General features: G+C 63.8%; 10 protein-coding genes. 6 read left to right on the top strand and 4 right to left on the bottom strand.

What is annotated here, in order from left to right; translation table 11 throughout:
• The first annotated feature begins 33 nt into the window (after positions 1-33).
• The 3 genes from AV929_RS14210 to AV929_RS14200 all read left to right on the top strand — a co-directional run bounded on the left by AV929_RS14210 (position 34) and on the right by AV929_RS14200 (position 3,602).
• Positions 34-1,392 carry a substrate-binding protein gene (locus tag AV929_RS14210; protein ID WP_064288573.1) on the top strand — a complete coding sequence of 453 codons (1,359 nt, stop codon included), beginning with the start codon at positions 34-36 and terminating at the stop codon, positions 1,390-1,392.
• Between the two features lie 40 nt (positions 1,393-1,432).
• Positions 1,433-2,077, top strand: a complete 645-nt coding sequence (locus AV929_RS14205) for a chemotaxis protein CheC (RefSeq protein WP_014041647.1) — start codon at positions 1,433-1,435, stop codon at positions 2,075-2,077.
• Positions 2,078-2,249: 172 nt separating this feature from the next.
• Positions 2,250-3,602, top strand: coding sequence for a substrate-binding protein (locus AV929_RS14200; RefSeq protein WP_064288572.1), 1,353 nt, complete (start codon positions 2,250-2,252; stop codon positions 3,600-3,602).
• Between the two features lie 263 nt (positions 3,603-3,865).
• Here AV929_RS14200 and AV929_RS14195 read toward each other — a convergent pair whose 3' ends face one another.
• The 3 genes from AV929_RS14195 to nasA all read right to left on the bottom strand — a co-directional run bounded on the left by AV929_RS14195 (position 3,866) and on the right by nasA (position 9,809).
• Positions 3,866-5,632 carry a nitrite/sulfite reductase gene (locus tag AV929_RS14195; RefSeq protein ID WP_064288571.1) on the bottom strand — a complete coding sequence of 589 codons (1,767 nt, stop codon included), beginning with the start codon at positions 5,630-5,632 and terminating at the stop codon, positions 3,866-3,868.
• A 428-nt stretch (positions 5,633-6,060) separates the two neighbouring features.
• Entirely contained in the window at positions 6,061-7,383 is a 1,323-nt protein-coding gene (locus AV929_RS14190) for an MFS transporter (RefSeq protein ID WP_014041650.1), read from the bottom strand.
• A 320-nt stretch (positions 7,384-7,703) separates the two neighbouring features.
• The gene (gene nasA / locus AV929_RS14185) at positions 7,704-9,809 is read right to left on the bottom strand and encodes an assimilatory nitrate reductase NasA (RefSeq protein ID WP_080510089.1); all 2,106 of its coding nucleotides are present in this window, start codon (positions 9,807-9,809) and stop codon (positions 7,704-7,706) included.
• A 177-nt stretch (positions 9,810-9,986) separates the two neighbouring features.
• Here nasA and AV929_RS14180 point away from each other — a divergent pair, with 177 nt between their 5' ends.
• Together AV929_RS14180 and AV929_RS14175 are read left to right on the top strand one after the other, a co-directional pair.
• A complete protein-coding gene (locus AV929_RS14180) occupies positions 9,987-11,324 on the top strand; it encodes a glutamate-1-semialdehyde 2,1-aminomutase (protein WP_064288570.1) in 1,338 nt (445 codons plus the stop codon).
• A gap of 1 nt (position 11,325) precedes the next feature.
• Positions 11,326-12,141, top strand: a complete 816-nt coding sequence (locus AV929_RS14175) for a hypothetical protein (protein WP_014041653.1) — start codon at positions 11,326-11,328, stop codon at positions 12,139-12,141.
• An 86-nt stretch (positions 12,142-12,227) separates the two neighbouring features.
• Here AV929_RS14175 and AV929_RS14170 read toward each other — a convergent pair whose 3' ends face one another.
• The gene (locus AV929_RS14170; protein ID WP_014041654.1) at positions 12,228-13,337 is read right to left on the bottom strand and encodes a PAS domain S-box protein; all 1,110 of its coding nucleotides are present in this window, start codon (positions 13,335-13,337) and stop codon (positions 12,228-12,230) included.
• A 238-nt stretch (positions 13,338-13,575) separates the two neighbouring features.
• On the opposite strand from AV929_RS14170, the gene AV929_RS14165 reads away from it, so the two are divergent.
• Positions 13,576-14,430 (top strand): ribose-phosphate diphosphokinase, encoded by an 855-nt coding sequence (locus AV929_RS14165; RefSeq protein ID WP_014041655.1) that lies wholly within the window; start codon positions 13,576-13,578, stop codon positions 14,428-14,430.
• The last annotated feature ends 18 nt before the right edge of the window (positions 14,431-14,448 follow it).

Genomic DNA, 14,448 nt, shown 5'->3' with positions numbered 1-14,448 from the left:
TTTAATTACAGCAGTAGTAATATATTTTTCATCATGGATTGGGATGCTCGGGGGTCAACGGTGACGCGACGGGAGCTACTCGGAGCCGTCGGAGCGAGTTCGCTCGCCGGACTTGCTGGCTGTGGCGGGGGCAGTCGCGCCACGACGCCGACAAGCAGTGCCACAGCGTACGCGAACCAGCCGGTCGACGACGACCAGGTGACGCTTGGCTTCACAGTCCCGCAGTCGGGGTCGTTCTCGCCGCTTGGGACCGGCCAGCAGCGCGGGTTCGAACTGGCCATCGACCACCTCAACGAGGGCGGCGGCTGGGTCGACACCGACGCGTGGCAGGCGCTGTCCGAGGACGGCATTCTCGGCCGGACGGTCGAGAGCGTCATAGCTGACACGGAGTCCAGTTCGAAAACGGCCCGTGACGTGGCAGAGACGCTGGTCGAGCAGGACGGTGCCGTGATGGTCGCCGGCGGCGGGTCGACGAACACAGCCCGGGAGTTGCTCAAGTACTGTCCGACCCGCGGCGTGGTCCACATGCTCGGGTTCGCGCCGGGGACGAACGTTACGGGGATCGGCTGCTCGCGGTACGGGTTTCAGGAGATGCACAACGGTCGGATGGCCGCCAACGCGCTGGCTCCGGTGTTGACCGAGCGGTTCGACGGGCGAACGGAGTTCTACCAGTTGCACGCCAGCTCGGATTTCGGTTTCACGCAGTCCGAGCAGTTCAAGCGCCGGTTCCAGTCGGAGAACTGGAGCGAGATGGGCGCGACGAAGACGCGGGTCGGAACGGAGAACTTCAGGCCGCAGTTGCAGGAGGCCGTGGACACTGACGTCGACGCCATCGTGTTGTCCTACCGCGGGCGCGACGCAGTCACCGCGCTGAACCAGGCGACGGATATAGTCCCGGAAGAGATGGACATCGTCATGCCGATCGTGAGTCGGCAACTGGCCCGCGATGTCGGCGCCGACATGGCCGGTATCGTCGGCACTATTTCGTGGGATTACAGCATCGAGACACCGCTCTCGACGGCGTTCACGGAGGCGTTCGATGCGGCGTACGCCGACGATCAGGTCCGGGTCCCGTCAGACCAGGCTCGACTGGCCTACGCGCAGACGCTCCAGTACGCCGCGGCCGTCGAGCGGGCCGGGACGTTCGAACCGCCGGCCGTCATCCGTGAACTCGAAGGCACCACGTACCAGGCCGGACGCGGCGAGGCGACGTTACGGGCATGCGATCACCAGTCGGTGGGACCTGTTCCCGTCGTCGAAGGATCCAGTCAGGGCCCCGAGGTACTCGACGTCATTCAGCTTTCGACTGACGTCGCGTACGGCTGCGAGGAGTATCCCGCAAGCGAGTGTACTGACCTGGGGCCGTACGAACCCGAGACGGCCGACAGTTGAGGGGCGGTGGCGTTAAGCCGCTCGCGCCGCTCCAGAAGATATGGGCTTGAAAGTGGACGTGCGGAAGCTGGACCTTTTCAATCAGATGGCAAAGGAGGGGTCTGGGACAGTCGCGGAGAACCTCGGGCAGCTGACCGGGCTCGACGCGACAGTTCGGACCTCACAGATCAATTTTCTCGACATTGCGGACGTCAAAACACACATCGGCGACGACAAGGGCGTCGGCATCTACGTCGAACTGAACGAACCGCCCTACGGCTACGTCCTGTTTCTGCTCGAACCAGACGACAGCAAGCAGATGGCCAGCGCGATGATGGGTGGAATGGGTGAGCCAAGCGAGGGCGAGGGGTTCTCCGACATGGAACGGTCGGCGATGCAGGAGATCGGCAACATCATGACCTCCGCGTTCATCGACGGGTGGGCCAACGTGCTGGAGACGACCATCGACATGGGGACACCGAACTTCGTGTTCGGGCCGGCCGACGGCATCGTCGACGAGATGGGCGGCTGGCCGGACTCCGACCTGGTGTTCGTCGTCGACTCGCGTATCACCGTCGACGACGGCGACCTCGGGATGACCGTGTACACGTTCCCCGAACTGGAGGACCTCGTCGCGCTCATCCAGGATATCGACCTCGATACCGACGTCGCAGTAGACACCGAAGCCAGCGACATTCTCGACTAACATCGGTCCCCTATCTCTTCTCCCCCTTTTCCTCGCGCGGCCAGGGTGGATGTAATCACCGAGAAGACAGTCTGAAGGCCGTCACTACCAGATACCAGCGCCCTCTATGCTAATTGTTCACTTATTCCTATTGAAAAAAGTATTATATATATTTACCATCAAAACAGCTGGTATGGGATCGGAAAGAGGGGGAGCAGTTGACAGGCGGTCCGTACTACAGATCGCCGGTGGGGTCGGTACCGCAGGGCTCGCCGGGCTGGCGGGATGTCAGGGCGGGGGTTCGACAATCGAAAGCACACCGGAGCATCCACCGCTCGGGAACTATCCGGTCGAAGGAGAAACGGTCACGCTCGGCTTCAACGTCCCACAGTCGGGGACCTACGCCGCCGAAGGGCGCGACGAACTCCGGGGGTATGAGCTCGCGGTCACGCATCTCAACGAGGGCGGTGGCTGGGTCGGACAACGCTCCTTTGACGTGCTCAGCGGCGACGGCGTGCTCGGGAAGACCGTCGAGTACGTCACCGCGGACACGGAGACGAAACCGGATGTCGCAACGGCCAACGCCGAGGAGATGATCGAGCAAGACGACGTCATCATGTTCTCCGGCGGCTCGTCCAGTTCCGTCGCCATCGCCCAGCAGGACGTCGCACAGGCCCAGAAGGTCCCGTACATGTGCTGTCTGACCCACTCGAACGACACGACGGGACGGGACTGTGTCCGCTACAGCTTCCGGGAGATGTTCAACGCGTATATGACAGCACAGGCGCTGCTTCCGGTACTCAAGGAACGGTTCGGCCGGGAGGCTCAGTACGTCCAGATCTACGCGGACTACAACTGGGGCAAGACCATGGAGTCGTCCATCCGTGACTTCTTCACGTCGAGCGGCTGGGTCGAACTCACAAGTATTCCGACGCGTCTCGGGACGACGGACTACGAGGAGCCGCTCAAGCAGGCCCGGGACGCCGGCGCGGAGGTCGTCTTCCTCGACCACTACGGACTCGACGCCGCGAACTCGCTGACAAAAGCCCAGGAGATTCTCCCGGACGAGGTGGGGATTGTGGTGCCGCTGTACAACCGCATCGTGGCACAGAACGCCTCGAAGGCGCTCGACGGCGTCGTCGGGACGGTCGCGTGGGACACCAGCGTCTCGTCTGACCTCTCGAACGAGTTCAAGAACGCCTTCACCGCCGAGTACGGGAACGCACAGCGGCCCTCCGGCGTGGCCCATCTGGCTTACGCACAGACGCTCCAGTACGCCGCGGCCGTCGAGCGGGCCGGCACCTTCTACCCGCCGGCGGTTATCCGGGAACTGGAAGACCACGAGTACTCGGTCGGGCTTGGCAGCCAGACAATGCGGCGCTGTGACCATCAGGCCCAGCGTGGCGTGCCGGTGGTCGAAGGGCTCTCCGAGTCCGAGCAGTCCCTTGGCCGGTTCTACGACCTGCTCAGCGTCACGAAGGCGGTCGGATACGACTGTGACGGCGGCCCGGCCGCCGAGTGCGAACTCGGAGACTACGGGGACTAGAGCCAGAGCGCAGCGACTACTGCGCAACGGAAAAATACGGCAAACGGAGAACCGAACGGGGACGTGGACACGAGCAGTCCCCAGCTGTCAGAGGCAGACGGACGCGCTGTGACGGACACGTCACGTCGGCGTATCCGGCTGTTCGGAGCCGGGGCCGCGTTACTCCAGTAGCTCCGGTGCCGCGTCGTATGCCACCCCCTTGACCGCGGATTCCGGCGGATCGTCTCCGTCGTGGTCGGTCAGGCAGTCTGTCTCAGCCATGGTCAGTCGTCCGCCGAAATCGGCTGGCCCTCGGCGTCGGTCGGGGCCGGGCTTTCGCCGTCGTCGAATGGATACCACGACTGCTTGCCGTCGGCTAGACACGGGTCGGTGTACCCCTGGACCTCGTGGGGTTCGGCCAGTTCGACGATGGTCTCGTGACCGGTGGCGTCGACCCACTCGCGGAAGGTCTGACCCTCCGAGCGAAGCGCGGCGTAGGCTTCGACAATGTTGGCGATCATGCCCGGCACCTCGTCAGCAGGGACGCGCTGGCGGACCCACTCGATGAACGTCGGCTCCTCGCCGATGCCGCCGCCGACGCCCACGTCGACGGCTTCGACCATCTGGCCGTCCTTGCGGGCGCGCATCCCCTGTAAGCCGATGTCGGCCGTCATCGCCTGGCCGCAGTCGGCCGTACAGCCCGAGAAGTGCATCTTGATGCGGTCCACGTCGTCGGGCACGTCGACGTTGTCACCGAGCCAGCGGAGCAAGCGGGCCATCCGCGCCTTCGTCTCCGTGAGCGCGAGCGAGCAGAACTCCGTCCCGGTACAGGCCATCGCGCCCTGAACGAACGGGTTCGGCTCGGGCGAGTGTTTCTCCAGCAGCGGCTCGTTGAGGAGGTTCGAGAGATTCCCGTCGGGGACGTCCATGATGAGCGGGTTCTGCCGGCGGGTCAGTCGCACCTCGCCGGAGCCGTAGGCGTCGGCGAGATCCGCGAGTTCGATGGCGTCCTCGGCGGAGAGTCGGCCGACCGGCACCGAGAGGCCGACGTAGTTCTTGTCGTCTTTCTGGTCGTAGACGCCGACGTGGTCGTGGGCACCGTACTCCGTGTGCTTGCCGGCGTTGTACGTGTACTCCCCGCGGAAGTCGGTCCCGGCGGTTTCGAACTCGAAATCAAGCCGTTCGTCGAGTTCCTCCCGGATGGCGTCGGTACCGTGTTCGTCGACGAAAAACCGAGCGCGGTTCTTCGAGCGGTTCTGGCGGTTGCCCGCTTCGTGGTAGTACTCGACGAAGGCCCGCACGGTCTCGACGGCGTGTTCGGGCCGAATGAACAGGTCGAGCGGACGGGCTTCGCGCGGTTCGCGGCCGCCGAGGCCGCCGCCGACGCGGACGTTGAACCCCTCGACTTCCTCGCCAGCAATGATTTTGTGCGCCGGCTCCAGCCCGATGTCGTTGATGCTGTCCTGGGCACACCCCTGCTTGCACCCCGTCACCGAGATATTGAACTTCCGGGGCATGTTGGCCAAGTCGTTATCGTCGCGGATGGTCTCCTGAATCTCGTCCAGAATCGGGCGGGACTCGACGTACTCCTCGGCCTTGCCGGCGACCGGGCAGCCGGAGATGTTCCGCATCGTGTCCCCGCCCGCCGAGCGCGAGGAGACGCCGACGGCTTCGAGTTTCTCCCAGATCTCCGGGATGTCTTCGAGCTTGAGCCAGTGCAACTGGATGGACTGTCGCGTCGTGAGGTCGATCCAGCCGTTCCCGAACTCGGGGTTCTCGGCCGGTCCCTTCGCGTAGTCCCGAGCGACCTCGCCGATGGCCCGAAGCTGGTCGGGCTCCAGGACGCCGCCGCAGTTGGTCAGCCGCATCATGAAATACGACTCCTGGCCGCCGCGGTGGTGGAACACCCCCCAGAACTTGAACCGCGAGAACCACTTCTCCCGTTCGTCCTCGGGAATCGACTCCCAGCCCTTCTCGGCGAACTCCTCTAACTTCTCCCGTACCTCGTCGCCGTACAGCTCCGCCTTGTACTCCTCCTTTTTATGTGCCATCTTCGCGCGCCCCCGTTCTTAATGGATGTAGTTTTTCATCTCTCATATCTATCTGAATGTCCGCTAATTCACGTCTAAGTACTGAGGTTGATTCCTTATAACGCTATTCGTTAAAGAAATAAAGAATAATAGAGCGTTAGAAAATGGCCGTCCAGAATTATACCGTCTGAGAGGTGTTTAAAGAGGTTATACACTGCCCCGTCGACAGAGATGAAACCGCAGGACGGCAATCGGTTGTCCGGTCGAGTTCGGGACTGTGCGTCGGGGACGCTCCGCGGGCGTGATTCGCCCGACCGGAGCGCGACCCCGTAGAACTGAGGTGTCAGTCGCGCGCGAGCCGAACCGACGAGGGACGCGACACACCGGCCTGTTCAGTGCGTCACGCGTGCGGAAAAGAGAAAGAACGGCTCGTTCGAGAGCGATGAGCGTCAGTCGTCGCCGGAGGCGACGGTGGTGCCTTCCTGCGTGCTTCCGACGAACCCAGCCGTGTTAGCGACTTTCGCGATTTCCGGCTGGAACACCCATGCAGACAGCAACACAATCGGAATCATGGTAACGGCGGCCACGGAGTACCCCAGGTGGAGGTTCGCCAGCCACGGCGCGGAGTAAAACAGCGGGTAGACGATGCCGCCGACGGTGCCGACGCCGCCGACGACGCCCGCGACCGAACCCGAGTCGTTCGGGAACATCGCGGGCACCTGCGCGAAGATAGCGCCCTCGGCCCAGGCACAGCCCGTGCCCACGAGGAAGCCGATGACGACGGCGTTCATCAGGACCCCGGAGAGTCCGGCCAGCGTCATGGCGAACATCATCACCACGATGAAACAGAGCCCGAGGAACGTCCACTGTTCGCGGTACTGGCCCTTGAAGAACGGCAGGAGGTTCTTCTCCTTGCGGGCCAGCAGGTCGCTGCCGTAGCCGCCAAAGGGCCGGAGCAGGCCGGCGGCAATTGAGAACGTCGCCGCGAAGGTGCTCGCGATGACGAGGTTGTCCTGGTTGAACGCTTCGCGGTAGTAGGTGGCGAGCCACCCGTTCATCGACAGTTCGAGGCCGAAGGACATGATGTACGCGGCGGCGAGGACGACGGTGCCGTAGCGCGTGGCCGTGTGTAGCCAGCCCTTGAAGTTGGTGTCCTCCTTGGTCGCCTGGCGTTTCGCCTCGCTTTTCGCGGCCTCGCCCAGCGTGTAGTAGGCGATTGCGAGGAGGATGGAGACGATGCCGGTGTAGAAGAAGGCGGCCCGCCAGTTCGTCGAGAACAGCGGCCCGTTCCAGCCGGACCCGAACACACGGGGCAGGATGAGCGCCCCGCCGGCGGCACCGGCGTTCCCGACGCCGGCGTAGATGCCCTCCGCCAGGCCGAGGTTCTCCTCTTCGAACCACTCGGCGACGTGCTGGATGCCGATGACGAACGTGATGCCGGCCGTCGCCACGATGAGTCGCAACACGAAGAACACGGAGTAGTCCTGTGCGAAGGCGCTCCCTATCGAGAACACGCCGACGTAGGCCAGTACGATGGCGAAGATGGCCGGCGCACCGAACTTATCCGAGAGCCAGCCGGTGAGCATCCGGCCGAACGGTGCCATCCAGATGGCCGAACTGGCGAGAATACCGATTTCCGCGGTCGAGAGCCCGAACTCCTCTGCCATCGGGCCGGTAAACGGCGCAAAGGAGAACCAGATGAGAAACGAGAAATTGAACCCGATAGTCGCCAGCAACAGCGTCCGGTACTTCGTCATCTTGATCAGTCCCATGCCGACACCTCGGTTACGGACGCGGTATTGTTCACGGTCGATAACGAGACTTTGTTCACCAATCCGCCTTTATTTTGGATGTGTGCCCACATCAGTACATGAAGTCCGAAAGTCCCACCATTTAATAACAGTAACCGTTTACAGAACGGCTATTCTACCCAGCCTGAGTGGATAGACCGCAAATATATCATCGGATATCCCCTGTTTAAGGACATTGAACGCCCAGCGGACGGGGGAATAATTGGACATATTTAGATTACTTCGGACGGCGATGGAGAAGCGCGTGTCGACGAACCGTCGGGGCCGCGCCCGATATCGGCTCAGTCGGCCGTGGCGGGCGGGAGTTCAGCCTCGGCGGCGACGAGGCGGGCGGCACACTGCTTGAAGTTCGGTTCGTCGGACTGGGGGTCGCGGTCCGAAAGCGTCAGCCGGTTCGTTGCCGGGTGGTGAATGGGGAGCCACACCATCCCCTCGGGGACGCCCTCGTCGCGGTCGATGGCGACCGTCGCGGAGCCACGGCGGGTCTCGACGGTCAGCCGGTCGTCGGTAACGAGGCCGCTGTGTTCCTCGACGGTCTCGGGGTGGATGCGGGCCACCAGCGGACCGGCCTCACCCCCGCGGGACCGGACGCCGGTGTTATACCCGTCGGCCTCGCGGGCCGTGGTCAGCGTCAGCGGGTAGTCGTCGTCGGTCGGCTCCGGGAGCGACTCCTGGCGGCCCGTCGAGAACTGTGCGCGGCCGGAGGCGGTGGGGAACGACCACGACTCGTCGTCGTAGTAGCGGTAGCCGCCCGAACTCACCCCGTCGGGCGCGGGCCACCTGACGGCGTGGCTGTCGTCGAGGCGTTCGTAGGTGATGCCCGAGCAGTCGGCGACTGTCCCCTCGGTGAGGGCGGTGAACTCGTCGAAGACGTCCGAGGGGTCCGGCGACGTGCTCTCGAACAGGCCGGGGAACAGCCGCGAGCCGATGGTGGCGATGATGTCCAGATCCGGCCTGACGCCGCTTGGCAGGTCAGTCGCCGACCGGACCCGGGAGATGGTCCGCTCCATGTTCGTCGTCGTCCCGTCGCTCTCGCCCCACGTCGCGGCGGGCAGGACCACGTCGGCGATTTCCGTCGTTTCGGTGTGGAAGGCGTCCTGCACGACGACGAAGGCGTCTTCGAGCGTCTCGCGCACAGAGTCGGCCTCGGGCATCCCGGCAACGGGATTGGTGGCGACGGCCCAGACGGCGTCTGGCTCGCCTTCGAGCATCCCGACAGGGCCGGGGCCGGTGTCGTCGGGGAGGCGGTCGACCGGCACGTCCCAGTGATCGGCGACGAGACGGCGATGGTCCGGGTCCTCGAAGGCCCGCTGGCCGGGCCAGGACCCCTTCGAGGAGCAGATGCGGGTCCCCATCGAGTTGGCCTGGCCGGTCAGCGAGAACGGGCCGCCGCCGGGCCGGAGGTTCCCCGTCGCCAGCGTCAGGTCGATGAGCGCCCGGGCGGTCTCGGTCCCCTGGACGTGCTGGTTGATGCCCATGCCCCAGTAGACCAGCGCTTGCTGGTCCATCGCGTCGGCCAGCAGGTCCACCTGGGCCATCTCGACACCGGCCTCGGCTGCCGCGTCGGCGGCGTCGGGCAGGGTCGCGAGCAGGTCGTCGAATCCCTCGGTTGCTGCGTCGACGAACTCGCGGTCGACCCGCCCCGTTTCGACGATGCGGGCGAGGACGGCCCGGGCCAGCGCGAGGTCCTTCCCCGGGTCGGGCGCGACGTGGTGCTCGGAGTTCTCTGCGGTCTCGGAGCGGACGGGGTCGACGACGATGATTTCGACGCCATCCTCGTCAGCAGACTGCTGAATCCAGCGGAACATCACGGGGTGGGCGACCGCCGGGTTCGCCCCCCAGACGACGTGTCGGTCGGCGTCGCTGATGTCGGCGTAGGTACACGGCGGCGCGTCGCTGCCGAAGGCCTGGTAGTAGGCGGTGACGGCGCTGGCCATACACAGCGTCGTGTTGGCGTCGTAGTTGCGCGTCCCGAAGCCGCCGCGGGCGACTTTCCCCAGCGCGTAGGCGGCCTCGTTGGTCTGCTGACCGCTTCCGAGGACGGCGACCGAATCGGGGTCCCGCTGGTGGACGGCCTGAAGCCCCTCGACCGCGCGGGCCAGCGCCACGTCCCACTGGGTCTGACGGAGTTCGCCGTCGCTGCGGACCATCGGTCGGGTGAGCCACTCGCCGTCGGGGGCCTTGCTCTCCCGGAGGCCACGCGCACAGGCGAGTCCCTGACTGACCGGATGGGCGGCGTCGCCACGAACAGCGTCGATACCGTACCCTTCGTCAGCGCCCTGGTGCATGTGGCCACAGCCAACGGCACACCGCATACACGTCGTCGGTACCCAGTCGCTCACAGCCGCCCACGCGCCGTCAAGACGCCCATTTGTCCAATTTGGCATGATATCGAAGTACGTTCGGATGCCATTATCGTAATTACATAGATGAATACGCACCGTATAACAGTGACTCTTTACGAAATATTTATTTTACCGGTGAACGCATGACATCCGTCCACTAGGTCGGTGGGACCGCGAGCTAACAACAGTTTCTTTCTGACAGCGGTCAAACGGCAGCGTATGAACCACGAGCAGTCGCGAGCGCTGTACGACCGCGCCCTGTCGGTGCTGTCGGGCGGCGTCAACTCCTCCGTGCGAGCCACGCAGCCCTACCCGTTCTTCGTCGAGAAAGGGGACGGCGGGCACGTCATCGACGCCGACGGGAACCGATACATCGATTTCGTCATGGGCTACGGTCCGCTGCTGCTGGGCCACAGCCTGCCCGAGCAGGTCCAATCAGCCATCCAGCGACACGCCGCTGAGGGGCCGATGTACGGCGCGCCGACCGAAGTCGAGGTCGAACTGGCCGAGTTCGTCACCCGGCACGTCCCCAGTGTCGAGATGCTGCGGTTCGTCAACAGCGGGACCGAGGCGACGGTCTCGGCGGTCCGACTGGCTCGTGGCTACACGGGGCGGGACAAAATCGTCGTGATGCAGAGTGGCTACCACGGGGCACAGGAGTCCACGCTGGTCGAGGGCGAGGGCGACCACACGGCCCCGTCCAGCCCCGGCATCCCCGAGAGCTTCGCTGAGCACACCCTGACCGTGCCGTTCAACGACGAGGAAGCCGCCCACGAGGTGTTCGAGGAACACGGCGACGACATCGCCGCGGTGCTCACCGAACCCATCCTCGGGAACTACGGCATCGTCCACCCGGTCGAGGGCTACCACGACACGCTCCGGGAACTGTGTGACGACCACGGCTCCCTGCTTATTTTCGACGAGGTCATCACCGGCTTCCGCGTCGGCGGCCTCCAGTGTGCCCAGGGCGCGTTCGACATCGACCCCGACATCACCACGTTCGGGAAGATTGTCGGCGGCGGCTTCCCGGTCGGGGCAATCGGTGGCAAAAGCGAGATCATCGAGCAGTTCACCCCTGCCGGCGATGTGTTCCAGTCCGGAACGTTCTCTGGCCACCCCGTGACGATGGCGGCCGGTCTGGAGACGTTACGGTATGCGGCTGAACACGACGTATACGACCACGTCAACGAGCTCGGCGACCGGCTCCGAGCGGGACTGCAGGACATCCTCGAAGACCAGGCCCCCGAGTACACCGTCGTCGGCCGGGACTCGATGTTCAAGGTCATCTTCACCCGCGACGGGCCTGATTCCTTCGACGGACATTGCGAGGCTGGCTGCCGGCAGCGGGAGTCCTGTCCACGCTTCGACTACTGTCCGAAGACCGGCCACGACGTGACACAGGCCGAGACCGAGCGGTGGGAGCGCCTGTTCTGGCCTGCGATGAAAGACCAGGGCGTGTTCCTCACGGCGAACCAGTTCGAGTCACAGTTCATCTGTGATGCCCACACAGGTGAAGACATAGAGAATGCGCTCGAAGCATACAAAGAGGCGATATGAGGTGAGCGACGACGACATCGCACTGTCCGAGAAGCGAATGTACGGGGCGAAACGTCCGGAGACCCACGCGTACGTCGCGTCGGGACTGGGCGTCACCCGCGTCGAGACGGCCGGCGGCCAGATCGGGCGGTTCAGCCTGAGCGAACGGTGCAATGCCCGTGATGTGGCCGGCGCAAGCGGCGAAGTCGCGGTCGCCACCGACGAGGACGTGCTCGTGTTGACCGACGACGGCTTCGTTCCGACTGGGTTCGGGCCAGCCACCGCCGTCGGCTACGACGGCGACGGACTGCTCGCAGCCGGCGACGGCCGCGTCGCTCGGTACAGCGGGGAGTGGCGAGATATCGGCGAGGTCGCGGACGTCCGTGCCATCGACGGCGACCGCCTCGCCGCGGCCGAGGGCGTGTACGCCCTCCCGTCGCTCGACCGACTCGGCCTGGTGGACGTGGTCGACGTAGCCGGTGACTACGCCGCGACCGAGAGCGGGCTGTACCGCTACGAAAGCGGGAGCACCGACAGCGACGGCGAGTGGACCGAGGTCCGGTCGGGCCGACACTTGGCAGTTGCAAGCGACGGTGAGCAGGTCCATGCCGCCGCGGCGGACGGCCTGTACGAACTGACAGCCGGCGCGTGGGAGCCCTGCACGTTGCCAGCGACCGAGCGCGTCGTCGACGTGACCTACGGCGACGACACCTACGCGATCACCGAGAACGGGACCTTCCTCGTCGCAACCGCGGCCGAGGCGACCGCCGACGGACAGGGCGGCTGGCGACAGCGCTCGCTGGGCGTCCCCGACGTCGTTGGCGTCGCTGTGGCCTGATTCGATCAGTAGTATCTAAGCGGGACTTCGCGGTTCTATCCGGCCTTCATGGCAATAGATCAGTATCGACCGGCGTCCATGCACTCTTACTGCGGTATTTGCTGTCTGTCGGCCTCTTTCAAAATAATGCCGTAGCCACGGAGCGCTCCGGACTCGTCAAAGCTCGCAGAGAGCGTCATGTCTGTCCAGCAGCGCGTGCCGTCCTGACGGATCTGTAACCCTTCGTGGGAGACGGTCCCGTCTGTTTTCGCGGTATCGAGGAGTTGCTCGGGAAGGCCGTTCGCCAGATCAGACTCCTCGAAGAACGTCGAAACGTGCGCTCCGATGATTTCCTCCGCGTTATAGCCAGTGAATTGTTGAGCACCGTCGTTCCAGCGAGTGACGTAGCCCTCATGGTCGAGGGTGAAAAAGGCGTGGTCGTCCATGGCATCGATAAGAACGTCGAACTGAGTGCTCTGTCCCACCAACTGCGTCCGTTCGGGGGTGATGTCCCGCGCCGTACACACGAGTACCCCGTCGTCAGCGTGAGCCAGGCGATGGTTCGTAACGAGCCTGTCGCCGTCTTTCATCAGTCGAACTGTTTCACCCGACCAGTACTCGTTTTCTTTGACCGCTGGGATGATGTCGTTCTCTAGCCGGTCCGCTTCATCGTCGTGGTACAGAATTGTCCAGGGCTCGCCGGCCAGTTCATCCTGCTCGTATCCAAATAGGTCCGCAAAGGCAGGGTTCACATACGAAAACGTCCCGTCCGGGTCGATGAGGCTGATCCCTTCGCTGGCAGTCTTCATCGCCCTGTAGCTACGGTCGATTGTACGGACGGCACGGTAGCGTTCGACAAGGTTCGTGATTCGATTGGCCAGGATCGCGTACTGGTCAGTCCCATGCTCTTTCTGGATGTACTCCGTCACGCCGGCCGTGATAGCTTCGCTCGCGATCTCTTCGCTCCCTTTGCCAGTAAAAAGGATGAACGGCAGGTCAGGAGACTGTTCGCGGACTGCAGCCAGGAACTCCAGCCCGTCCATTACTGGCATATCATAGTCCGAGACGATACAATCGATGTTCTCCGCCCGAAGAATCGCAAGACCGTCAGTACCGTTCGTTGCCGTTTGAACTTCGAGCCGTTCGTTTTCCCGTTCGAGGAACTGGGCGGTCAAATCCGCAAAATCAGGTTCGTCATCTAAATGTAATACCTTCATGATTTTGGAGGGACTGCGCTGTTCGTACTTTGGAATCGAGCAGAGATAAATACCTCATCTAGTTGTAAATAATATTATGAAAATATATCATTGTATCGGAAAATAGGCATGATCACACAAGTTACGTGAGTGTTGTCGCTAGGGGTGTCAATTACAATGCACAGTTGTCTGAAGGGAGAGTCAGCCACGATGTCGGGGAATCGAAAAGAGGTTTAGCCCGGACAGCCACCCACCGCACATGATTATCCCCGGGGCGGACACGCAGGCGTTCGCGGCGACCCTCGCCGAGGCGACGGGCGAGCGGCTTGGACGGGTCGAGTACGAACGGTTTCCCGACGGTGAGCACGTCGTCCGGGTGCCCGAAGCCGTCTCCGGTGAGCGTGCCGTCGTCGTCGCATCCACTGTCGACAGCGACGCGCACCTCCAGTTGCTCCAGTTGCAGGACGCGGCCCGCGAAAGCGGCGCGAGTGAGGTCATCACCGTCATCCCGTACATGGGCTACGCCCGTCAGGACGAGGCATTCAAGCCTGGCGAACCGGTCTCCTCGCGGGCGATGGCCCGCGCCATTTCGACGGGAACCGACCGTGTACTGACCGTAAATCCCCACGAACCGGCCGTCTGTGATTTCTTCGACGTGCCAGCCACCAACGTCGACGCGGCGAGTGTTCTCGCCGACCCGCTGCCTGCGGACCTGACGAACCCCCTCTTTCTCTCGCCCGACGAAGGCGCAATCGCCCTCGCGACGACGGTCCGGGACGCGTACGGCGAGGGTGAGACGGACTTCTTCGAGAAGGATCGTGACTACGACACCGGCGACATCGAGATCAGCCCCAGCGACGCGCCGGTCGAGGGCCGTGATGTGGTGCTGGTCGATGATATCATCGCCACGGGGTCGACGATGAGCGAGTCCGTTGGCGTCCTCGACGACCGCGACGCCGAACGGGTGTTCGTCACCTGTATCCACCCGATGCTCGCCAGCAACGCCCTGACGAAGCTCAACAGCGCCGGCGTCGAAGCCGTCTACGGCACGGACACGCTTGAACGCGCCGTCAGCGAGGTCAGCGCCGCACCGGTCGTCGCCGAAGAGCTGTAGACACCGGTGCTGAAACAC

Source organism: Haloarcula sp. K1 (assembly GCF_001647155.1).
Classification (GTDB): Archaea; Halobacteriota; Halobacteria; order Halobacteriales; family Haloarculaceae; genus Haloarcula; species Haloarcula hispanica.
This window is presented reverse-complemented; position numbering and strand designations above follow the sequence as displayed.

Bases quoted from the DNA above. Each gene is read 5' to 3' on its own strand.
- AV929_RS14210 (WP_064288573.1), top strand. From the start codon at position 34: ATGGATTGGGATGCTCGGGGGTCAACGGTGACGCGACGGGAGCTACTC.
- AV929_RS14205 (WP_014041647.1), top strand. From the start codon at position 1,433: ATGGGCTTGAAAGTGGACGTGCGGAAGCTGGACCTTTTCAATCAGATG.
- AV929_RS14200 (WP_064288572.1), top strand. From the start codon at position 2,250: ATGGGATCGGAAAGAGGGGGAGCAGTTGACAGGCGGTCCGTACTACAG.
- AV929_RS14195 (WP_064288571.1), bottom strand. From the start codon at position 5,632: ATGGCACATAAAAAGGAGGAGTACAAGGCGGAGCTGTACGGCGACGAG.
- AV929_RS14190 (WP_014041650.1), bottom strand. From the start codon at position 7,383: ATGGGACTGATCAAGATGACGAAGTACCGGACGCTGTTGCTGGCGACT.
- nasA (WP_080510089.1), bottom strand. From the start codon at position 9,809: ATGCCAAATTGGACAAATGGGCGTCTTGACGGCGCGTGGGCGGCTGTG.
- AV929_RS14180 (WP_064288570.1), top strand. From the start codon at position 9,987: ATGAACCACGAGCAGTCGCGAGCGCTGTACGACCGCGCCCTGTCGGTG.
- AV929_RS14170 (WP_014041654.1), bottom strand. From the start codon at position 13,337: ATGAAGGTATTACATTTAGATGACGAACCTGATTTTGCGGATTTGACC.
- AV929_RS14165 (WP_014041655.1), top strand. From the start codon at position 13,576: ATGATTATCCCCGGGGCGGACACGCAGGCGTTCGCGGCGACCCTCGCC.